The organism is Rhizobium sp. WSM409 (assembly GCF_057653825.1).
The window spans coordinates 32,653-53,481 of sequence record NZ_CM172794.1 but is presented as its reverse complement, the minus strand read 5'-3'; the positions used below and the strand labels follow the sequence as shown (position 1 = coordinate 53,481).

Here is a 20,829-nt window from a genome sequence, read left to right as displayed (position 1 = left end):
CTCATGTTATCCAGATAGCATGCAGAACCTGGGACAGTTGCAGGAAAGATTGTCCGCCGCCTTCGGTGGACCCGCCGCCAAGCCGCATGAGAAGCGGATGGAGGCGGTCTTCGCACGACCGAACGCACCGGCACCCCGGGGCGCCGATGACCGCCAGGACGGACCTGCACCGACACGGCGCCTGCTGTTCTACTGGCTCGGCGGCGCCGGCCTTCTTGCCGCAACGATCCTGATGCTGCTTGCCCATGCCGGCGATCCGCTGCTGCTTTCGGGCGGTCTCGTCGTCCTTGGCCTGGCCGTCATCGCCAGTTATGCCCTGCTGATGGTTCGCTCGCGCAAGGCCGGGCAGCGCCCCGGTCAATCCATGCCGGATGAGAATGGCGGCGCAAAGCTGTTTGCCGACGTGCACGACGTGCTCGGCGACATCACGGTCAGCCGCACCATGGACCGGCGCATCATCTCCGCCAATGACACGTTTCGCCGCCTGACCGGGCGGCTGCGTCCGGAAGGAAAAACCTGCGAGGAGATCGGCCTTGCCTTCCGCCCCGGTTCGATACCGCATTGCTACGATGTCGAGATCTCGACGCCGGAAGGCCAGCGCATCTTCCTCTGGCGTGACGTCGTTACCCGCGACCCGGCGAACGGCCGCCTGCTGCTGCAAAGCGTTGCCCGCGACGTGACCGACGAGCGGCTGATCGCGCAGGGCCGCGAGGAAGCCCGCCAGAAGGCCGAATATAACAGCGCCGCGAAATCGAGGCTGCTTGCCACCGTCAGCCACGAGGTGCGCACGCCGCTTTCGGGCATCCTCGGCATGACGCATCTGATCGCGGAGACGCGGTTGACGCAGGAGCAGCAGAACTATCTCGCGAACATCCGCCAGTCCGGCCATGCATTGACGCAGCTCGTCGAGGATCTGCTCGATTTCTCCACCATCGAAGTCGGCCGCTTCGCGCTGCACCCGCGCTCGGAATCGCTGCGCAAGCTTCTGGAAAGCGTCGTCGAGATGCTCGCCCACCGGGCGCATGAAAAGGGTATCGAGATCGGCGCCACCGTGTCCTCCGACGTGCCCGAAAATATGAGCTTCGACCCGGCGCGGCTGCGCCAGGTTCTGTTCAACGTCATCGGCAATGCCGTGAAGTTCACCCAGGTTGGCGGCGTCTTCATCCGCGTGTCGCTCGACGACGACGACCTCTCGATCACCGTGACCGATAGCGGTCCCGGCATGACGACGGAGGAGCAGGCGCGCGTCTTCGGCGAGTTCGAGCAGGGCGGGAGCGTTGTCGACAAGAGCAGCGGGACCGGCCTCGGCCTTGCCATCTCCGCCCGCATCATGCGCGAATTCAACGGCGCGCTGACGGTTGCCAGCGAAAAGGGCCGAGGCAGCGAATTCACCATCTGCTTCCCTGTCGATATCGACAGCGAGCGCCCCGACCGGCGAAACACGCTGCTTTCAGGCAACAGCGTCGTGCTACTGGCGCCGGCAGGTGCGGCGCGCACCGCCATCGCCGAAACGATCACCACGCTCGGCGGCCTCTGCCATCTCGTCGGCGACGGCGAGACGGCGCGGGCAACGCTGCTCGAGCTGGCAAAGGGCGGGCGGCGGCCGACCGATATCATCATCGACCATCGGATGTCGGCGGAATTTTCCGCCCATCTTGCCGATCGCGCCGAAATCGCCGCCCTTGGCCTGCGCAAGGTCCTGCTCGTCAATCCGGAAGAGCGCAGCGCCCATCCGCTCGACCTCTTCGATGCCTGGCTGATCCGGCCGCTGCGCGAACAGTCGCTGATCGACGTGCTGCGCGGGCGCATGCGCGGCATGGAGAAGCGCGACGCGCTGAACGACAACCAGCCGGGCTTCGGCCTTTCGGTAGCGGAGACGCTGGTTGCCGCCAGCGGGCTCAGCATCCTGCTCGGCGAGGACGATCCGATCAATGCCATGCTGGTGCGCGTCGTCCTGGAAAAGGGCGGGCATAAGGTGCGCCATGTCGAGGATTTCGAGACCCTGCTCGACTACGCGCTCTGCGAGGCCAATGCCCGGCCCGATATCATTATCAGCGACCTCTCGATGCCTGGCGGCAACGGCATCGACATGCTGGGACGCCTGCGCGGCCATGAGCGGCGGCTCGATCTCGCCTCGGTGCCGGTGATCGTGCTGACGGCCGACAAGAGCGACGAATCGCGCCGCCAGGTCTTGCTCAACGGCGCCAACCGCGTCATGGTAAAGCCGGTCGATCCGGTGCGGCTGCTGACCGAAGTTCAAGCGGTTGCCGCCCTTTCCGCCCGCCGGGCAGAGGCGCGGTGAGCGCCTCGGGAACCGGCATGTTTCTTGCGCCTGGAAATTCAGAATGTCACTTTCCTGTCGTAGAGAAGTGTTTTATGGCGTCGATAAGCCGGCAACGGGAGAATCGTCATGTCCGCCATCGACATCCTGAATCGTGACACCACCGCGGAGGCTGCACCGCCCTCGACGGCTGTGCAGAAGGACGGCGATATCCTCGGCCGCATCGGCAATCTGGAGACCCGCCTTGCCCGCACGGCACGCGAGATCGATGCCGCCCAGGCCGTGCGCTACCGCGTCTTCGTCGACGAAATGAAGGCGCAGCTGCCGCTGGATGCGATGCGCCGACAGCGCGACGTCGACGCCTATGACGCTGTCTGCGACCATCTTCTGGTTCTCGACCGCTCGATCGAGGGCGACCCGGAAGACCAGATCGTCGGCACCTACAGGCTGTTGCGTCAAGATGTCGCCATCGCCAATGGCGGTTTTTACTCGGCTTCCGAATTCGAAATCGAGGGCCTCATCGCCAAACACCCGGACAAGCGCTTCATGGAACTCGGCCGCTCCTGCGTGCTGCCGGAATACCGCACCAAGCGCACCGTCGAGCTCCTGTGGCAGGGCAACTGGGCCTATGCGCTGAAACACGGCGTCAGCGCCATGTTCGGCTGCGCCTCGTTCCCCGGCGTCTATCTCGAAAGCCACGCGCTGGCACTGTCCTTCCTCTACCACAATGTGCTGGCGAAGAACGAATGGGCCATCGGGGCGCTGCCGCATCTGGCCCGCAACATGGACCTGATGCCGGTCGAAGCCATCAACCCGAAGCGGGCGCTGATGGCTCTGCCGCCGCTGATCAAGGGCTATCTCCGCCTCGGCGCGATGGTCGGCTCCAGCGCGGTCATCGATCATGCCTTCAACACGACCGACGTGCTGATCGTGCTGCCGATCTCCAGCATCTCGGACCGTTACCTGAATTATTACGGCGCCGATGCCGGCCGCTTCGCGAGCTAATTTAATTTGCGCAGACGATCATCTGCCTGTGAAAAGCCAATTCCAGCCTCTCCGATGGCGTGCCCTTAGAGCCTTTCCTGGTCAGATTGCAGCATTCTGCCGGAGCAGGTTTTCGTCAGGGCAGAGGCGATTGGCGAAGGGCATACCTCTTGGTACGTCCGAGCCGATCGCCTCTGATCCTGGCGGAAAGATGCCCGGCCCTTCGGGTTGGCTGAAACGGGCCGGCTGATCGACCGGCCGGCTTGGCCGTAGAGCTTGGCTACGACGCGCGCCGGCCGGTCGACCATCCGACTCCGTTTGAGCCAACAGAATGCTTCAATCTAACCCGGAAAGGCTCTAGTGATCGGATCGCCTTCTGGTGTCCGACGGGTTCTCTCCATACGCCGCCCGATAGGTTGCCGCAAAGCGGCCAAAGTGAAAGAATCCCCACTTCAAGCAGATGTCCCGCAACGGCTGCCGGTTTGAAGGATCGCGCAGATCCTCCCGGACCGCTTGCAAGCGGATCGTCCTGAGGTAGGCAGCCGGTGTGGTTCCCTTGAAGGCACGAAAACCGCTTTCAAGAGCGCGAATGGAAATGCCTGCCGCCTCCGCGACACTCTGCATCGTCAACGGCTCTGCGATGTTTGCATGCATGAATTCAATTGCCCGACGGACATGCCGGGGTGCGATCAGATGGATTTTCCTGTCGAGAAGATGCGAGAGCCGATGAGGAACCGAGCGCACCAGCAGATCGGCAAACGCCTGGGTCAGGTTCAACATGGCGATTGGCGAGGCAAGGAGCGGCCCGTTGTTGCGCATGCCGATGATGATCGTTTGGGCGAGACTGCCGATCAACCGGCCCGCCGCCGTGGAAAGATCAATGACCGGTGCCAAGTCCATTGCCCCGATCAGGGGGGTCTCCAATACGGAGGCAACGGTCTGAGCGATGATTGTCCAGCTCAGACTCAGTGTGTCTGACCGGTGCGGCGCTGCCCGCACGGAAATCCGTTCCGGCTCAAGATTGTTCGCCAACAGCAGCCGCCCAGGTGTCCCTTCGATCACAGACCGACCAAGCGTTACATCGAGAGCACCAGTGCGTGGAACGATGATTGCCAGAGTTTCCGGCGTTCCATGGGCCGTTCTTGCACCCCAGCCGCCGGAATCCTGGTTGCTGACCAGCGACAAGCTTTCATCACCCCAAAACCCGACCTTCCAGTCGAGCGGTTTGTCTCGACCATCGCGCCATGCGTCGAACGAACCAAACCCCTTGGTCAGAGCCCCGACCATATCGTCGAAAGTTGCCCCCTGAAATCGGGGGGTGAAATTGGCGGATGCATTTTCTGGCATGGGGAACCAACCGGCTGATATTAAACAACTGAGCTGCGAAACCGCATCGATTGCCCGCAGTTTTTTCAATGTCCCTGCGGGCAAATTTATGCCGCCCTATAGGCCTATTGTATCAAAAGTATGACTTATCGGAAGAGCAGCCTTCATCGCGACGGCGCACGAAAACTTATGCCCGGCCGACGGGCAGTCGGCCGGGCACGGAATGCCGTCTCATAATGTGGGCCGGAGGAGTTTACGAACCCGCCCCGTAGGCGGCGATCGCCGCCATGTTGACGATGTCGCTGTCCTTGGCGCCCATCGAGGTGATTTGCACCGGCTTGTCGAGGCCGACGAGGATCGGGCCGATCACCGTGGAGCCGCCGAGCTCCTGCAGCATCTTGGTCGAGATCGAGGCCGAGTGGAAGGCCGGCATGACGAGGACGTTGGCCGGGCCGGAGAGGCGGCAAAAGGGATATTGCTCCATCACCTTGCGGTTCAGGGCGACATCGGCCGCCATCTCGCCGTCATATTCGAAATCGACGCGGCGCTTGTCGAGGATCTTCACCGCCTCGCGCACCCGCTCGGAGCGTTCGCCCGAGGGATGGCCGAAGGTGGAATAAGCCAGCAAGGCGACACGCGGCGGATAACCCATGCGCCGCGCCAGACCCGCGGCCTCTTCGGCGATATCGGCAAGCTCTTCGGCCGTCGGCATGTCGTGCACCGCCGTATCGGCAACGAAGACCGTGCGGCCGCGGCAGAGCGCCAGCGACACGCCGATGACGCGGTGGCCCGGCTTCTCGTCGATGCAGCGGCGCACATCTTCGAGCGCCGTCGAATAGTTTCGGGTAATGCCCGTCACCATGCCGTCGGCATCGCCGAGCGCCACCATGGTGGCGGCGAAGTGGTTGCGGTCGTTATGGATCAGCCGCTGGGCGTCGCGGTGGAGATAACCGTGCCGCTGCAGCCGGGCATAGAGATAGTCGATATAGGCCTCGACCCGGGTCGAAAGCCGGGCATTGACGATTTCGAGGCCCGGCCGGTTGAGATCGATGCCGGCGCGTTCGGCCGTAGCCCGGATCAGGTCCTCGCGGCCGAGCAGGATGGCGGTGCCGAGCTGCTGGTTGGCGTAGGACATCGCCGCACGCAGGACCTGTTCTTCCTCGGCCTCGGCAAAGACGATGCGCTTCGGACGGCGGCGGACGCGCTCATAGAGGCTGGCGAGCGTCGAGGCGATCGGATCGCGGCGCGCCGAAAGCTCGCGGGCATAACCGGCCATGTCGGTGATGACCTTGCGGGCGACGCCGCTTTCGATCGCGGCTTGCGCCACCGCGACCGGGATCGCCGAGATCAGGCGCGGATCGAAGAAGGGAACGGGGATGATGTATTGCGAGCCGAAACGCGGCCGGTTGCCCTGATAGGCGGCAACCACGTCATCGGGCACGTCCTCGCGGGCAAGGTTTGCCAGCGCATTGACGGCGGCGATCTTCATCGCATCGTTGATGGTCGAGGCACGGACGTCGAGAGCGCCGCGGAAGATATAGGGAAAGCCGAGGACGTTGTTGACCTGGTTCGGATAGTCCGAACGGCCCGTCGCCATGATGGCGTCGTCGCGGATGCGAGCCACCTCTTCCGGCGTGATCTCGGGATCGGGATTGGCCATGGCGAAGATGATCGGCCGCTCCGCCATCGAGCGGATCATCTTGGCCGAAAACGCGCCCTGCTGCGACAAGCCGAAAACGACGTCCGCGCCTTTCATCGCCTCTTCCAGCGTGCGCGTGTCGGTCTTTGCCGCATGCGCCGATTTCCATTGGTTCATGCCCTCGGTGCGGCCCTGGTAGATGACACCCTTGGTATCGCAGAGGATGACGTTCTCGGGCGCAAAACCCATCGCCTTGATGAGTTCGACGCAGGCGATCGCCGCAGCACCCGCGCCGTTGCAGACGAGCTTCGTCGTCTTCAGGTCGCGGCCGGTCAGCTCCAGCGCGTTGATCAGGCCGGCGGCGGCGATGATCGCCGTTCCATGCTGGTCGTCATGGAACACCGGAATGTCCATCAGCTCGCGCAGCCGGCTTTCGATGACGAAACAATCCGGTGCCTTGATATCCTCGAGGTTGATGCCGCCGAAGGAAGGACCGAGGAAGCGCACGCAGTTGATGAACTCGTCGACATTTTCGGTATCGATCTCGAGGTCGATGGAATCGACATCGGCGAAGCGCTTGAACAGCACCGCCTTGCCCTCCATGACGGGCTTGGACGCCAGCGCGCCGAGATTGCCGAGGCCGAGGATTGCCGTGCCGTTGGAAATGACGGCGACCATATTGCCGCGCGCCGTGTAATCATAGGCGGTCTGCGGATCGGCGGCGATCGCCTTCACGGGCACGGCAACGCCCGGCGAATAGGCAAGCGAGAGGTCACGCTGCGTCGCCATCGGCTTGGTCGGGTTGATCTCCAGCTTGCCGGGCCGGCCCATTGCGTGAAAATCGAGCGCCTCCTGGTCGGTAACCGAGGTCACCGGCCGGTCCTTCTTATCGATATCGGGCATAAATCCTCCAACGTCCTGTGGGCGACGCTTTGCTCTTCCTCAAATGCTGTTGTCATCTATAGCGGCGCGCGGATAGGGTTGGCACCTGTTTTTTTGGGAAAAACTCCACCTCCGTGAACGCTCGAATAGACACAGGGAATGAAGCCTTTTCGGCTGCCGAGCTCGCCACGGCGGAAAGCCGTGCCTCGGCGACGCCGATGATGGAGCAATTTATCGAGATCAAGGCGAACAATCCGGGTTCGCTGCTGTTCTATCGCATGGGCGATTTCTACGAGCTGTTCTTCGAGGATGCGCTGGAAGCTTCACGCGCGCTCGGTATCACGCTGACGAAGCGCGGCCAGCACATGGGCCAGGATATCCCGATGTGCGGGGTTCCGGTGCATGCGGCCGACGATTATCTGCAGAAGCTGATTTCGCTCGGCTTCCGCGTCGCCGTCTGCGAGCAGATCGAAGATCCGGCCGAAGCAAAAAAACGCGGCGCGAAATCCGTCGTCAAGCGTGACGTCGTCCGCCTCGTCACTCCAGGCACGATCACCGAGGAAAAGCTGCTTTCGCCCTCGGAATCCAACTATCTGATGGCGCTGACCCGCATTCGCGCCAGCGGCGAGGCTTTGCTGGCGCTTGCCTGGATCGATATTTCCACCGGCGTCTTCCGGCTTGCCGAGACCGAAGCCTCGCGCCTGCTTGCCGATATCCTGCGCATCGATCCGCGTGAGCTCATCCTTCCCGACACGATCTTCCACGATCCCGAACTCAAACCGGTCTTCGACGTGCTCGGCCGGACAGCCGTGCCGCAGCCTTCCGTGCTCTTCGACAGCGCCAGCGCCCGACGCCGAAGGCCGGATCGCGCGGTATTTCGGCGTCGCGACGCTCGACGGCTTCGGCACCTTCTCACGCGCCGAGCTGGCAGCGGCCGCGGCCGCCGTCGCCTATGTCGAGAAGACGCAGATTGCCGAGCGGCCGCCGCTTGGAAAACCGGAACGGGAAAGTGCAGCCTCGACGCTGTTCATCGATCCCGCCACCCGCGCCAATCTGGAGCTTGCCCGCACGCTTTCCGGCGATCGCAACGGTTCGCTGTTGAAGGCAATCGACCGCACCGTCACCGGCGGCGGCGCCAGGCTTCTTGCCGAACGGCTGATGTCGCCGCTGACCGACCCGGCCCGCATCAATGCGCGGCTCGATTCGATCGGTTTCCTGATCGACGAACCCCTGCTTTGCGGCAATCTGCGCGACACGCTGAAACATGTTCCCGACATGCCGCGCGCTCTGTCGCGCCTGGCGCTCGACCGCGGCGGCCCGCGCGATCTCTGGGCGATCCGCCAGGGCCTCGAAGCGGCGGGCGGAATTGCGGCGATGCTCGGCAAGGCGATGCTGCCCGAAGAACTCGGCCAGGCGCTATCCGGGCTGCAGGCCCTTCCCGCGGCAGTGGAAAAGCTGCTTGCCGAAACGCTCGCCGACGAATTGCCGCTGTTGAAACGCGATGGCGGCTTCCTTCGCGACGGCGCCAGCGCCGAGCTCGACGAGGTCCGGGCACTGCGCGACCAGTCCCGTCGCGTCATCGCCGGCCTGCAATTGCAATATGCCGAGGAGACCGGCATCCGGTCGCTGAAGATCAAGCACAACAACGTCCTCGGTTATTTCATCGAAGTCACCGCCGGCAATGCCTCGCCGATGACGGAGACGGCGGAGGCGAAGGCCCGCTTCATCCACCGCCAGACGATGGCGAACGCCATGCGCTTCACCACGACCGAACTTGCCGATCTCGAAAGCCGCATCGCCAATGCCGCCGACCAGGCGCTGACGATCGAACTCGAAGCCTTCGACAGGATGACGGCGGCCGTCGTTGCGGAAGCCGAGGCGATCAAGTCGGGCGCCCGGGCGCTTGCCGTCATCGACGTCGCCGCAGGCTTGGCGCTTCTCGCCGAGGAGCAGGCCTATTGCCGCCCGCAGGTCGACGGCTCGAAGATGTTTGCCATCGAGGGCGGGCGCCATCCGGTCGTCGAGCAGGCGCTGCGGCGGCAAGCGGGCGGCCCCTTCGTCGCCAATCATTGCGATCTGTCGCCGAGGACCGGCGACCGGGACGGGGCGATCTGGCTGCTGACCGGCCCGAACATGGGCGGCAAGTCGACCTTCCTGCGCCAGAACGCGCTGATATCAATCCTGGCGCAGATGGGCTCCTTCGTGCCGGCGACATCGGCCCATATCGGCATCGTCGACCGGCTTTTCTCGCGCGTCGGCGCCTCCGACGATCTGGCGCGTGGGCGCTCGACCTTCATGGTCGAGATGGTCGAAACGGCGGCGATCCTCAACCAGGCGAGCGACCGTTCCCTCGTCATCCTCGACGAGATCGGCCGCGGCACCGCCACGTTCGACGGTCTTTCGATCGCCTGGGCCGCCGTCGAGCACCTGCATGAGGCCAATCGCTGCCGCGGCCTCTTCGCCACGCATTTCCACGAACTGACCGTGCTTTCGGAAAAGCTTGGCCGGCTGTCGAACGCGACGATGCGCGTCAAAGAATGGGACGGCGACGTCATCTTCCTGCACGAGGTCGGGCCGGGTGCGGCGGACCGCTCCTACGGCATCCAGGTCGCGCGCCTTGCCGGGCTTCCGGCCTCGGTCGTGGCGCGCGCCCGCGACGTGCTCACCCGGCTGGAAGATGCCGATCGCAAGAACCCGGCGAGCCAGTTGATCGACGACCTGCCGCTCTTCCAGGTGGCGGTGCGCCGCGAGGAAACGGCCCGCGGGACCTCCAAGGTCGAGGAGGCACTGAAGGCGATGAGCCTTGACGACATGACACCGCGCGAGGCAATGGATGCGCTTTACGACCTCAAGAAGAAGTTGAAATAGGAGTAGCGCGCCATGTTCATGGAAAAACTGGTTCGCGAAACCGAGCGCCTCTCGCTCATCTGCTCCATGCTCGATACGATGCGGCGCGCCGATAAGGACCGCAACGCCCGCGGCTGGACGTCGCCGATCGGCATGCTGAAAATCACCCGCTGCTGCGCTGTGATCTCGGAGCTCGGCACCTCGATTGCCAAGGCCGGCTATCGCGAATGCGACAGGCAGGCGCTCGAGGAGATCATGCGCGAGACACGGCAGGTGCTGCATTTGCTGAATGCGCGGGCCGCCGGCTGACGATTCCGGGAAAGCCTGAGGATTCCGGGAAAGCCCGCGCCCTTGCGTCAAAGCGCCGTCGCCTCTTGCGGCGAACCAACACCATTTCGCCAAATTTAAACGTTCTTGCAGTATGAAGGCCCGTGTCAATCGCCGGGCAAAGGGGCTATAGCGCATGCAGACGAAACAAGCGGCAGGCCGTGAACCGGCAGTCCGGCATGAACAGGAAACCGCCCCGGCGATAGCGATGCGCGACCTCGATTTCTCCAATATCCTCGACGTCGAGCTCTTGCAGAAGCAGTGTGACGCCGTTGCCGAGGCCAACCGCAACCGGCCCGACGTCCTGCGCGCCGATCTTCTGGCGGTGCTGAAGAAGGCGAGCACCGAAGGCCGGCAGAAGGCGCGCGAGGCACTGATGGCCGACGGCGGCGGGCTCAATTGCGCCTACCGGATTTCCTGGCTGCAGGACCAGATCACCACCGTCCTCTACAATTTCGCCACCGCCCATATCTTTCCGCAGCAGAAGGACAAGTTCGCGGTCACCGCCGTCGGCGGCTACGGCCGCGACACGCTGGCGCCGGGCTCCGATATCGACCTGCTGTTTCTCTTTCTGCCGAGGCCGGCGGAAGAGACGCACAAAGCGGTCGAATTCATGCTCTACGTGCTCTGGGACATGGGCTTCAAGGTCGGTCACGCCACCCGCACGGTGGAGGAATGCATTGCGCTTTCCAAGTCCGACATGACGATCCGCACCGCCATCCTGGAGATGCGCTACATCTGCGGCCTGCAGCGGCTGGAAACCGAGCTCGAGTCCCGCTTCGACAAGGAGATCGTCACCGGCACCGGGCCGGAATTCATCGCCGCCAAGCTTGCCGAGCGCGACGAGCGCCACCGCAAGGCGGGCGACACGCGTTATCTCGTCGAGCCGAACGTCAAGGAAGGCAAAGGCGGGCTCCGCGACCTGCACACGCTGTTCTGGATCTCGAAATATTATTATCACGTGCGCGACCAGGCGGAACTGATCAAGCTCGGCGTGCTGTCCAAGCACGAGTACCGCCTGCTTGAGAAAGCCGACGACTTTCTCTGGGCGGTGCGCTGCCATATGCATTTCCTGACCGGCAAGGCCGAGGAACGTCTGTCGTTCGATATCCAACGCGAGATCGCCGAAGCCTTCGGCTATCACACCCGCCCGGGCCTTTCGGCCGTCGAGCGCTTCATGAAACACTATTTCCTCGTCGCCAAGGATGTCGGCGATCTCACGCGCATCCTTTGCGCCGCGCTTGAAGACCAGCAGGCGAAGTCGATCCCGGGCCTCACCGGCGTCATCAGCCGCTTCACCCATCGCAACCGCAAGATCGCCGGCAGCGTCGAATTCGTCGAAGACCGCGGCCGCATTGCGCTCGCCGACCCCGAGGTCTTCAAGCGCGATCCGGTCAACATCATCCGGCTCTTCCACGTCGCCGACATCAATGGGCTGGAATTCCATCCGGACGCGCTGAAACGCGTTACCCGCTCACTCGCCCTGATCGACACCAGCCTGCGGGAAAACGACGAGGCCAACCGGCTGTTCATGTCGATCCTGACGTCGAAGCGTGATCCGGCGCTCATCCTGCGCCGGATGAACGAGGCCGGCGTGCTCGGCCGCTTCATCCCCGAATTCGGCAAGATCGTCGCGATGATGCAGTTCAACATGTATCATCACTATACGGTCGACGAACATCTGATCCGCACTGTCGACATTCTCTCCGAGATCGACAAGGGGCGCGCCGAGGATCTGCATCCGCTCGCCAACAAGCTGATGCCCGGCATCGAGGACCGCGAGGCGCTCTATGTCGCCGTTCTCCTCCACGACATCGCCAAGGGCCGCCAGGAGGATCATTCGATTGCCGGCGCCCGCGTCGCCCGCAAGCTCTGCGCCCGCTTCGGCCTGTCGCAGAAGCAGACGGAAATCGTCGTCTGGCTGATCGAAGAACATCTGACCATGTCGATGGTGGCGCAGACCCGCGACCTCACCGACCGCAAGACCATCACCGATTTCGCCGACCGCGTGCAGTCGCTCGACCGGCTGAAGATGCTGTTGATCCTGACGATCTGCGATATCCGCGCCGTCGGTCCCGGTGTGTGGAACGGCTGGAAAGGCCAGCTTCTGCGCACGCTCTATTATGAAACCGAGCTGCTGCTCGCCGGCGGCTTTTCGGAGGTCTCCCGCAAGGAACGCGCCAATGCTGCTGCCGAGGCGCTGCATTCGGCACTCGCCGACTGGAGCCAGAAGGATCGCAATACCTATACCAAGCTGCACTACCAGCCCTATTTGCTCTCCGTGCCGCTGGAAGACCAGATCCGTCACGCCCATTTCATCCGCCAGTCTGATAAAGCGGGTCAGGCGCTCGCCACCACGGTGCGCACCGACAGTTTCCACGCGATCACCGAGATCACCGTACTGTCGCCCGACCATCCGCGACTGCTCGCCGTCATTGCCGGCGCTTGTGCTGCGGCCGGGGCCAACATCGTCGATGCGCAGATCTTCACGACATCGGACGGGCGGGCGCTCGACACGATCCATGTCAGCCGCGAATTTACCGACGATGCCGACGAACTGCGCCGGGCCGCGACGATCGGCCGGATGATCGAAGACGTGCTGTCCGGGCGCAAGCGGCTGCCCGAGGTCATCGCCACACGCGCGCGCAATCGCAAGAAGAGCAAGGCTTTCGTCATCCCGCCGTCGGTCAACATCACCAACAGCCTGTCGAACAAGTTCACGGTCATCGAGGTCGAATGCCTCGACCGGCCGGGACTGCTGTCGGAGATCACCGCCGTGCTGTCCGACCTGTCGCTCGACATCCAGTCGGCCCGCATCACCACCTTCGGCGAGAAAGTGATCGACACCTTCTACGTCACCGATCTGGTCGGCCAGAAAATATCCGGCGACAGCAAGCGCGCCAACATCACCGCCCGGATGAAGGCCGTCATGGCCGAGGAAGAAGACGAGCTGCGCGAGCGCATGCCCTCCGGCATCATCGCACCCGCCGCCACCGCCCGGACCCCGCCCGCCGCCGAAAAGAAGGCCGGTTCCCCCATATGAGCCTGAACGCATGAGCCCCCACGCATGAGCCCCAACGCATGAGCCTCGTCAAGAAATTCGCGACCGTCGGCGGCGCCACCCTCGGCAGCCGCATTTTCGGCTTCGCCCGTGAAACGTTGATGGCTGCGGCCCTCGGCACCGGACCGATGGCCGACGTCTTCTACGCCGCCTTCCGCTTTCCGAATCTCTTCCGCCGGCTGTTTGCCGAGGGCGCCTTTAACGCCGCCTTCGTGCCGCTCTTTGCCAAGGAGATCGAGGCGAACGGCACGGATGGCGCCAAGCGCTTTTCGGAAGAGGTCTTCGGCGTGCTATTTTCGGTGCTGCTCCTCATCACCATCGTGATGGAGCTTGCCATGCCGCTCTTGGTGCGCTTCGTCATCGCGCCGGGCTTTGCCGACGATCCCGAAAAATTCTCGATCACGATCCGCATGGCGGCGGTGATGTTTCCCTATCTGATGTGCATGTCGCTAACGGCAATGATGAGCGGCATGCTGAATTCGCTGCATCATTTCTTCGCCGCCGCCATCGCGCCCGTCTTCCTCAACGTGGTGATGATCGGGGCGCTGTTTTATGCGCTCTATACCGGCGCCGATCCGCTGGCGACCGCCTGGTATCTCTCCTGGGGCGTTCTTGCCGCCGGCGTGCTGCAGCTTGCCGTCGTCTATGTCGGCGTACTTGCGGCCGGTATGAGCATCGGCTTCCGCTTCCCGAAGATGACGCCCAATGTCAAGCGGCTGCTGATCCTGGCGGTGCCGGCTGCGGTGACCGGCGGCATCACCCAGATCAATCAGCTGATCGGCCAGGCGATTGCGTCGTCCCGCGACGGCGCGATCGCAGCACTGCAATATGCCGACCGTATCTATCAGCTGCCCCTCGGGGTCGTCGGCGTCGCCGTCGGCGTGGTGCTTCTGCCGGAACTGGCCCGGGCGCTGAAGGGCGGCAACCTGCGCGAGGCCGGGAACCTGCAGAACCGCTCGATCGAATTCGTGCTGTTCCTGACGATCCCTGCCGCCTTCGCGCTCTGGATCCTCTCCGACGAGATCATCCGCGTGCTCTACGAGCGCGGCGCCTTCCATCAGGAAAACACCGCGGTCGTCGGCTCGATCCTGGCGATTTACGGCATCGGCCTGCCGGCCTTCGTGCTGATCAAGGCGCTGCAGCCCGGTTTCTATGCCCGCGAGGACACCAAGACGCCGATGCGTTTTTCGGCCATCGCGGTTGCGACCAACTGCGCCACGGCGCTCACCCTCTTTCCCTATATGGGCGCGCCCGGCATCGCGGTTGCCGAAGCCACCGCCGGCTGGATCAGCACCGTGCTGCTGTTCGCCACACTTTTGCGCCGCGGCCACCTGACATGGGAATGGGCGCTGGCAAAGCGCACGGCCCTGCTGATCGTCGCCGCGGCCGTGATGGGCGCGGCCATCGTCTTCCTCAAGCAATATTGGGCGCCATCGCTTGCTTCCGGCGCGCCGCTTCTCACCAAGATCGGCACCCTTGGGCTGCTGATTGCGATCGCCATGCTGATCTATTTCGCCGCCGCCTTCCTGGTTGGCGGGGCAAATCTCGGCATGATCCGACGCAATCTGAACCGCAAGCCGGCGCCGGCAAAGGACGGTTGAGGCCAGTCGTAACTACCGTGACTCTGGCTAGTTGATGGCTGTGGCTTGGGACCAGACCACCATCCATCGTCCGTCATGCCGCTCATAAGTGTCAGTGTGCCAGTAGTCGTTGAGGGCGACTTTGTGGCCGCCGAAGACAACCTCCAGCTGAGCACGATACCGAAGAACAGCGACTCCGTCATAAAGCCGCACGGCAATGTCAGCGGGCTCCCAGATCAAGTAGTTGATCTGCCCGGAGGCGATCGCACCTAGATATTCTTCCTTGGAAAGCGTGGCACCGATCGGCGTTATCAACTGGAAGTCCGGAGCGTGAAGCTGTTGTGCCCGAACAATATCGGCGTTGATCAGGGCACGCAGCCTCGCGTGCTCCGTCTCGCGAAGAAGGTTGGCCTCATTGGCCGGCGAGAATGCGTCGACGGTCGGGATTGTCATGTCCGTTCTCCAATTGAAAGCAAAAGCTATTTGAATCTACGCATCGTGCTAGGCCGGCACCAATCCCAAGTCGATGAGGCTTTGGGCGCTGGCGCGGATGCATTGCTCTTCTGGACGTGAGCGCCACCCGAGGACGCGGTGGGCTTTTGCCGCACTGACACTGAGGTCGCGATTGAGCTCATGAACAATGGTTCGTGCATCGGGGTCGGATTGCGCCATGACCCTGACGATCTCGTCAGAGACTTCGCCGGACGGCAGGCGGGAGGCATGGTCGGGAAAGGAATGGGCAAGAATGGCCACAAGGTCCTTGAGCCAGAAAAACCGTCCACCGATGATGAACCGTTGGCCGCCGGCAGCAGGATCGGTCATCGCTCGAATGTGGGCATCGGCGGTATCACGCACATCCACGACGGAGAAGCCAAAGCGCGGGATACCGTTGAATCGTCCCGTCATCAAATGGTGGATCAATCCAACAGACGTCCCGAAATTCGGCCCGAGCAACGGCCCGAGGATGACGCTTGGATTGATCACGGCCAGATCGAGCGTCTTAGATTTGTAATAGGGCGTCGCCCGCGGGCTTTCCGGGTCGGTCCAATTCTCTTCGGTAAAGGGCGCCCGCCCGTCGCCATGGTTGGTGGCAGCTATGGAGGATGTCAGAACAACACGTTTGACCCGTGCCCGATGCGCCTCGCGAAGCACGCGCAACGCACCATCGCGGGCTGTCTGGATCAGTGCATTCTCATTTTCGGGATATCCCGGAGGGAACGGCGATGCGGTGTGAATGACATAGTCGCATCCTTCGACAGCCGCAGCCCAACCGCTATCGCTGTCAAGATCGGCCTGCACCAAACCGAGATTTTGCAGTTGCCCGTCGGTGTGCGCTCCAAGCTGACCGACCGTCGCAGCGCTTGTACCGATGCTGCGCAGGCTTCCTCTGACCCGATACCCCTGCTTGAGCAACTGCAAGGCAATGTGGCCTGCGAGAAATCCGCCAATGCCGGTCACCAGTACGGTGGCGCCATTAGAATTATCTGACGTGATACTCATGGTTATCTCCTGACCGCGCGCCAATGCGCCTTCATCGATTTAGACAGATATACATTATTTGTCTACTCGTCTTTTGACAGAATGGTCACGAAATGCCAGTCTGTCCAAATGACGCAGAATGATCGAAAAATCGCTCAAATCCTGGATGCTGCCCTGCCTGTGTTCGTGCGCTTCGGCTTTCGCAAGACTTCCATGGCCGACATTGCGCGCGCCGCAGGAATTTCGCGAGCATCGCTCTATCTGAGCTTCAACAGCAAGGAAGAGCTTTTCCGAGCCGGCTCCATGCGAGCGCATACTCTCGCATTGGATGAGGTGGGAGCGGCCCTGGCAGGACAGGGGAACGCGCTTGACCGCATGGAAATGGCCATAGCAGTGTTTCAGCGGGAGTTAATCGCCCCTTTTGGCGGCAGTTCCGATGCAGAAGAACTGTTTGCCGCCAATATGGCCTTGGCTGCGGATATCACGCTCGACGCGCGGACACGGCTATCGACTATGCTGACACAGACGCTGAATGCAGCTGCGGAAACCAAGGAAATCGATCTCGGACCACTGCAGGCCTCGCCTCTTCAACTGGCCAATATCATGATGGCTGCAATGGATGGGATCAAACACGCGCAATGGAATGGTTCCAGCCTCGATGACGATACAAAACTATTCATGCGCCTCTTGCGGGTGGCGGTGACGCCGCGGAGCGGCCAATAGAGGCGGTCGCGGCACGTCCTTTCGCCGCCACTGAATCGGCAATCCTTAAACCAGAATGGGAAAAGGTGGAGCGCATGATTCCTCAGCAATCCACCCATCGTCGCTGCGGTCCGACGTCGACATGAATGATGCCGTTGCAATAGCTGCCGATGCCGCCGATGCCCGGCGCGCTTCTTGCAGCAGCAATGATCGTGCGCTCCGACAGGCCGGGCATCCTGAAATCGGCCGCCAGACATTTTCCGTGCAGGGAGCCATGGCGGCGGGGATGCGGCCTGTGGCCCGAGGTTATCACCGGGCGTCGGCCGGTCTTTGCAGCAATATGCGACAGGACCGCTCGCAGGCGCCCTGGAAAGCAGCCGGCACGAACGCTGACGGTCTGGACCGTGTAGGCGAGACGTGCCTGATGTTTTGCAAGATGAACGGCATGCCTTTTCATATCTTGACCGACGGCACCCGTTGCTGATTGAAAGGCGAAAAGGCCTGCTATGGCGAGCAAAATTGCGTTCTGCATGGTCTCTCCGATCGGCGACCGCGGCAGCCCCATCGGCGCCGGCACCAGGCGCAGGATTTTCGGTTCAAAAAAAGCTTTTTTGTGAAATTTTATACTCAATTATGAGTAAGACAGTTGATCAATTCGGCTTAAAATCCGGGGAATTGCCGCTCACAACTGGAATAAACATCTCAAACGCGAGGCAACCCATGACGATCCAGTCTCTTTTCCTCGTCACTCTCGTGGTCGACGATTACGACCGCGCCAAGGCTTTTTATTGCGATGGCCTCGGTTTCGATTGCCTTCAGGACGAGCTGCAGCCGAAGGGCAAGCGCTGGGTGGTGGTGAAGCCGAGGGGTGGGGATGGAGCCGCCTTTCTGCTGGCGCAGGCGGCAGACGAGACGCAGCGCGCGGCCATCGGCAATCAGACCGGCGGACGTGTCGGCTTCTTTCTGAAGACCGACGATTTCGCCCGCGACCATGCCGCGATGCAGGCAGTCGGCGTTCGCTTTCTGGAAGAGCCGCGTCACGAGGTTTACGGCACGGTGGCGGTTTTTGCGGATCCCTACGGCAACACTTTCGATTTGATCCAGCACACGGCTGCCTGAACCCCTTGATTGCGACCGGTTGCCCGTGCATAAGCCGCGGCGTTAGCAACATGGGCGCAAAGCCCTGCTGCATTCTGCAGCAATTTAAACTGTGACAGCGTGGGCCCTCCACCAGCCTATTGAGGACGACATGAGCGAATTCAAGAAACTCGTATTCTCCGGCGTGCAGCCGACCGGCAATCTGCATCTCGGCAATTATCTCGGCGCGATCCGCCGGTTCGTGGCGCTGCAGGAAGGCAATGACTGCATCTACTGCGTCGTCGACATGCATGCGCTCACCGCCCAGCTCGTGCATGAGGACATGCCGAGCCAGACGCGCTCGATCGCCGCCGCCTTCATCGCTGCCGGCATCGATCCGGAAAAGCATATCGTCTTCAATCAGTCGGCCGTGCCGCAGCATGCCGAACTCGCCTGGATCTTCAACTGCGTCGCCCGCATCGGCTGGATGAACCGGATGACGCAGTTCAAGGACAAGGCCGGCAAGGACCGCGAGCAGGCCTCGCTCGGGCTCTACGCCTATCCGAGCCTGATGGCCGCCGACATTCTCGTCTATCGCGCCACCCATGTGCCTGTTGGTGAGGACCAGAAGCAGCATCTGGAGCTTGCCCGCGACATCGCGATGAAGTTCAACCTCGACTATGCCGAGCATATCAGCAGGACCGGTTACGGCGTCGACATCACCGTCGGCAACGAGCCGGTGCATGCCTATTTCCCGATGGTCGAGCCGTTGATCGGCGGGCCGGCGCCGCGCGTCATGTCGCTGCGCGACGGCACCAAGAAAATGTCGAAGTCGGACCCTTCCGATCTCTCGCGCATCAACCTGATGGACGACGAGGACGCTATCTCGAAGAAGATCCGCAAGGCCAAGACCGATCCTGACGGCTTGCCGAGCGAGATCGACGGGCTGCAGGGCCGTCCGGAAGCCGACAATCTGGTGGCGATCTATGCCGCACTCGCCGACAAGTCGAAGGCGGACGTGCTTGCCGAATTCGGCGGCCAGCAATTCTCCGTCTTCAAGCCGGCGCTGGTCGACCTGGCGATCAACGTGCTCGCACCGATCACCGGCGAAATGCGCCGGCTGATGGATGATACCAGCCATATCGACGCGATCCTGCGCAAGGGCGGCGAGCGCGCAAGGGCGCGCGCAGAGGTGACGATGCGCCAAGTGCGCGACGTCATCGGCTTCCTGTATTGAGATAGATCTCCTCTTCTCTCCACCGTGGGAGAAGGGGACCTTCCCCTGGGGAGAAGGGGATTTCTTCTCGGGCATCAGGGCAAAAACTGGACTTGCAAATTTTCCGCTTCGGGTGTCAGAGTCCGCGCCATGGTATCGAAGCGACTCTCACGGCTCGAAGGTCACCGCCGCAAATTCATGGCAGTGATCGACGGCACACCCGAATGCCAACGCGCCGTTCATTATGCCGGCCGGCGCGCGAAGAATTCCAATGGCGGGCTAGTGCTGCTCTACGTGATCCCCGATGGGGATTTCCAGCAATGGCTCGGCGTCGAAGAGATCATGCGGGCCGAAGCGCGCGAGGAAGCCGAGGCGGTGGTTGCCAAGATCGCCCAGATCGTGCGCGAGACCATCGGCATCGAGCCTGAAGTCGTCATCCGCGAGGGCGGTGCTGCCGAACAGATCAATGCCGTGATCGAGGAAGACCGCGATGTAGCGATCCTGGTTCTGGCCGCCGGTTCGGCGAAGGAAGGTCCAGGGCCGCTGGTCTCCTCGGTTGCCGGCCGCGCCGCGGCGTTTCCGATCCCGGTTACCGTGCTGCCGGATACGCTGACCAACGAGGAAATCGACGCCCTCTGTTAGCGAAACGTGCGAGCGGTTTTCGGATGAGATCACGCTCTAACTCTTTAGATTAGAACAGGATTCTGATTTTAGACTGACCGCGCCTAAAAATCATCCTGTTCCAGCATTTCTTGAGTACAAGTCTCTTGATTAGAGGCGTCAATCGGCTTATCTTCTTTTGAAGAATTCTAAAGACGGCCGAGACCATGGGCCGGCCGCATGGAGAATCAGATGTTCATTCAGACCGAAGCCACGCCGAATCCCGCCACGCAGAAGTTCCTGCCGGGCAAGGTGGTGATGGAAAACGGCACGGCCGAGTTCCGCAGCACTGAGGAGGCTCAGGCCTCGCCGCTCGCTGCCCGCCTGTTCGAAATATCAGGCGTCACCGGCGTCTATTTCGGCTATGATTTCATTTCCGTCTCCAAGGATAATGCCGACTGGCAACATCTTAAGCCGGCTATATTAGGCTCGATCATGGAGCACTTCATGTCCGGCAAGCCGGTCATGGGCGATGCCTCCATCCTTTCCGAAGACGCCGATGCCGGCGACGAATTCTTTGACGAAGGCGATGAATCGATCGTGCTGACCATCAAGGAGCTACTGGAAACCCGCGTGCGCCCAGCCGTTGCCCAGGACGGCGGCGACATCACCTTCCGCGGCTTCAAGGACGGCAAGGTCTATCTGAACATGAAGGGTTCCTGCGCCGGCTGCCCGTCTTCGACGGCAACGCTGAAGCACGGCGTGCAGAACCTGCTGCGGCATTTCGTTCCGGAAGTGCAGGAAGTGATTGCCGCTTAAAAATCCTAA

15 protein-coding genes and 1 pseudogene are annotated in these 20,829 nt (G+C 62.2%); 11 read left to right on the top strand and 5 right to left on the bottom strand.

All coding sequences use genetic code 11. The features are described 5' to 3' along the window. The first annotated feature begins 19 nt into the window (after positions 1–19). Together AC25BC_RS00255 and olsB are read left to right on the top strand one after the other, a co-directional pair. Positions 20–2,302: a PAS domain-containing hybrid sensor histidine kinase/response regulator gene (locus tag AC25BC_RS00255; RefSeq protein WP_128438508.1), complete on the top strand. Its 2,283-nt coding sequence runs from the start codon at positions 20–22 to the stop codon at positions 2,300–2,302. 108 nt (positions 2,303–2,410) lie between these two features. Next, complete coding sequence (gene olsB, locus AC25BC_RS00250; protein WP_012755793.1) at positions 2,411–3,286, top strand: l-ornithine N(alpha)-acyltransferase; 876 nt, start codon at positions 2,411–2,413, stop codon at positions 3,284–3,286. Between the two features lie 336 nt (positions 3,287–3,622). Here olsB and AC25BC_RS00245 read toward each other — a convergent pair whose 3' ends face one another. Next, positions 3,623–4,612, bottom strand: a complete 990-nt coding sequence (locus AC25BC_RS00245; RefSeq protein ID WP_012755792.1) for a helix-turn-helix transcriptional regulator — start codon at positions 4,610–4,612, stop codon at positions 3,623–3,625. Between the two features lie 232 nt (positions 4,613–4,844). Further along, on the bottom strand, positions 4,845–7,133 hold the full coding sequence (locus tag AC25BC_RS00240) for an NADP-dependent malic enzyme (protein ID WP_487778531.1): 2,289 nt from the start codon (positions 7,131–7,133) through the stop codon (positions 4,845–4,847). A gap of 113 nt (positions 7,134–7,246) precedes the next feature. Here AC25BC_RS00240 and mutS point away from each other — a divergent pair. The 4 genes and pseudogenes from mutS (at position 7,247) to murJ (ending at position 14,948) form a co-directional block, all read left to right on the top strand. Next, a pseudogene (gene mutS / locus AC25BC_RS00235) lies at positions 7,247–9,980 on the top strand (DNA mismatch repair protein MutS). A gap of 12 nt (positions 9,981–9,992) precedes the next feature. Continuing rightward, complete coding sequence (locus AC25BC_RS00230) at positions 9,993–10,268, top strand: hypothetical protein (protein ID WP_003544896.1); 276 nt, start codon at positions 9,993–9,995, stop codon at positions 10,266–10,268. A 154-nt stretch (positions 10,269–10,422) separates the two neighbouring features. Next, a complete protein-coding gene (locus tag AC25BC_RS00225) occupies positions 10,423–13,329 on the top strand; it encodes a [protein-PII] uridylyltransferase (RefSeq protein WP_012755789.1) in 2,907 nt (968 codons plus the stop codon). 38 nt (positions 13,330–13,367) lie between these two features. Beyond that, a complete protein-coding gene (gene murJ / locus AC25BC_RS00220) occupies positions 13,368–14,948 on the top strand; it encodes a murein biosynthesis integral membrane protein MurJ (protein ID WP_003544894.1) in 1,581 nt (526 codons plus the stop codon). Positions 14,949–14,975: 27 nt separating this feature from the next. Here the strand turns inward: murJ and AC25BC_RS00215 are convergent, their stop codons facing one another. Together AC25BC_RS00215 and AC25BC_RS00210 are read right to left on the bottom strand one after the other, a co-directional pair. Next, a complete protein-coding gene (locus AC25BC_RS00215; RefSeq protein WP_012755788.1) occupies positions 14,976–15,380 on the bottom strand; it encodes a nuclear transport factor 2 family protein in 405 nt (134 codons plus the stop codon). Positions 15,381–15,428: 48 nt separating this feature from the next. After that, positions 15,429–16,451, bottom strand: a complete 1,023-nt coding sequence (locus tag AC25BC_RS00210; protein WP_244432237.1) for an NAD-dependent epimerase/dehydratase family protein — start codon at positions 16,449–16,451, stop codon at positions 15,429–15,431. An 84-nt stretch (positions 16,452–16,535) separates the two neighbouring features. Here AC25BC_RS00210 and AC25BC_RS00205 point away from each other — a divergent pair, with 84 nt between their 5' ends. Then, on the top strand, positions 16,536–17,129 hold the full coding sequence (locus tag AC25BC_RS00205; protein WP_003544891.1) for a TetR/AcrR family transcriptional regulator: 594 nt from the start codon (positions 16,536–16,538) through the stop codon (positions 17,127–17,129). A gap of 82 nt (positions 17,130–17,211) precedes the next feature. On the opposite strand, the gene AC25BC_RS00200 is transcribed toward AC25BC_RS00205, so the two are convergent. Further along, entirely contained in the window at positions 17,212–17,640 is a 429-nt protein-coding gene (locus tag AC25BC_RS00200; RefSeq protein ID WP_012755785.1) for a YcbK family protein, read from the bottom strand. Positions 17,641–17,828: 188 nt separating this feature from the next. Between AC25BC_RS00200 and AC25BC_RS00195 the strand changes: the two genes are divergently transcribed. From AC25BC_RS00195 to AC25BC_RS00180, 4 genes are all read left to right on the top strand, one after another. Then, on the top strand, positions 17,829–18,227 hold the full coding sequence (locus AC25BC_RS00195; protein WP_128438507.1) for a VOC family protein: 399 nt from the start codon (positions 17,829–17,831) through the stop codon (positions 18,225–18,227). A gap of 130 nt (positions 18,228–18,357) precedes the next feature. Next, entirely contained in the window at positions 18,358–19,422 is a 1,065-nt protein-coding gene (trpS, locus tag AC25BC_RS00190) for a tryptophan--tRNA ligase (RefSeq protein ID WP_003544886.1), read from the top strand. A 129-nt stretch (positions 19,423–19,551) separates the two neighbouring features. After that, positions 19,552–20,043 (top strand): universal stress protein, encoded by a 492-nt coding sequence (locus AC25BC_RS00185; protein WP_003544884.1) that lies wholly within the window; start codon positions 19,552–19,554, stop codon positions 20,041–20,043. 210 nt (positions 20,044–20,253) lie between these two features. Next, positions 20,254–20,820 carry a NifU family protein gene (locus AC25BC_RS00180; RefSeq protein WP_012755783.1) on the top strand — a complete coding sequence of 189 codons (567 nt, stop codon included), beginning with the start codon at positions 20,254–20,256 and terminating at the stop codon, positions 20,818–20,820. Positions 20,821–20,829: the final 9 nt, after the last annotated feature.

Excerpts from the sequence above, each read along its gene's own strand:
- trpS (WP_003544886.1), top strand. The coding sequence starts at position 18,358 with ATGAGCGAATTCAAGAAACTCGTATTCTCCGGCGTGCAGCCGACCGGC.
- AC25BC_RS00185 (WP_003544884.1), top strand. The coding sequence starts at position 19,552 with ATGGTATCGAAGCGACTCTCACGGCTCGAAGGTCACCGCCGCAAATTC.
- olsB (WP_012755793.1), top strand. The coding sequence starts at position 2,411 with ATGTCCGCCATCGACATCCTGAATCGTGACACCACCGCGGAGGCTGCA.
- AC25BC_RS00225 (WP_012755789.1), top strand. The coding sequence starts at position 10,423 with ATGCAGACGAAACAAGCGGCAGGCCGTGAACCGGCAGTCCGGCATGAA.
- murJ (WP_003544894.1), top strand. The coding sequence starts at position 13,368 with ATGAGCCTCGTCAAGAAATTCGCGACCGTCGGCGGCGCCACCCTCGGC.
- AC25BC_RS00195 (WP_128438507.1), top strand. The coding sequence starts at position 17,829 with ATGACGATCCAGTCTCTTTTCCTCGTCACTCTCGTGGTCGACGATTAC.
- AC25BC_RS00245 (WP_012755792.1), bottom strand. The coding sequence starts at position 4,612 with ATGCCAGAAAATGCATCCGCCAATTTCACCCCCCGATTTCAGGGGGCA.
- AC25BC_RS00215 (WP_012755788.1), bottom strand. The coding sequence starts at position 15,380 with ATGACAATCCCGACCGTCGACGCATTCTCGCCGGCCAATGAGGCCAAC.
- AC25BC_RS00205 (WP_003544891.1), top strand. The coding sequence starts at position 16,536 with ATGACGCAGAATGATCGAAAAATCGCTCAAATCCTGGATGCTGCCCTG.
- AC25BC_RS00180 (WP_012755783.1), top strand. The coding sequence starts at position 20,254 with ATGTTCATTCAGACCGAAGCCACGCCGAATCCCGCCACGCAGAAGTTC.
- AC25BC_RS00240 (WP_487778531.1), bottom strand. The coding sequence starts at position 7,133 with ATGCCCGATATCGATAAGAAGGACCGGCCGGTGACCTCGGTTACCGAC.
- AC25BC_RS00230 (WP_003544896.1), top strand. The coding sequence starts at position 9,993 with ATGTTCATGGAAAAACTGGTTCGCGAAACCGAGCGCCTCTCGCTCATC.
- AC25BC_RS00200 (WP_012755785.1), bottom strand. The coding sequence starts at position 17,640 with ATGCAGAACGCAATTTTGCTCGCCATAGCAGGCCTTTTCGCCTTTCAA.
- AC25BC_RS00255 (WP_128438508.1), top strand. The coding sequence starts at position 20 with ATGCAGAACCTGGGACAGTTGCAGGAAAGATTGTCCGCCGCCTTCGGT.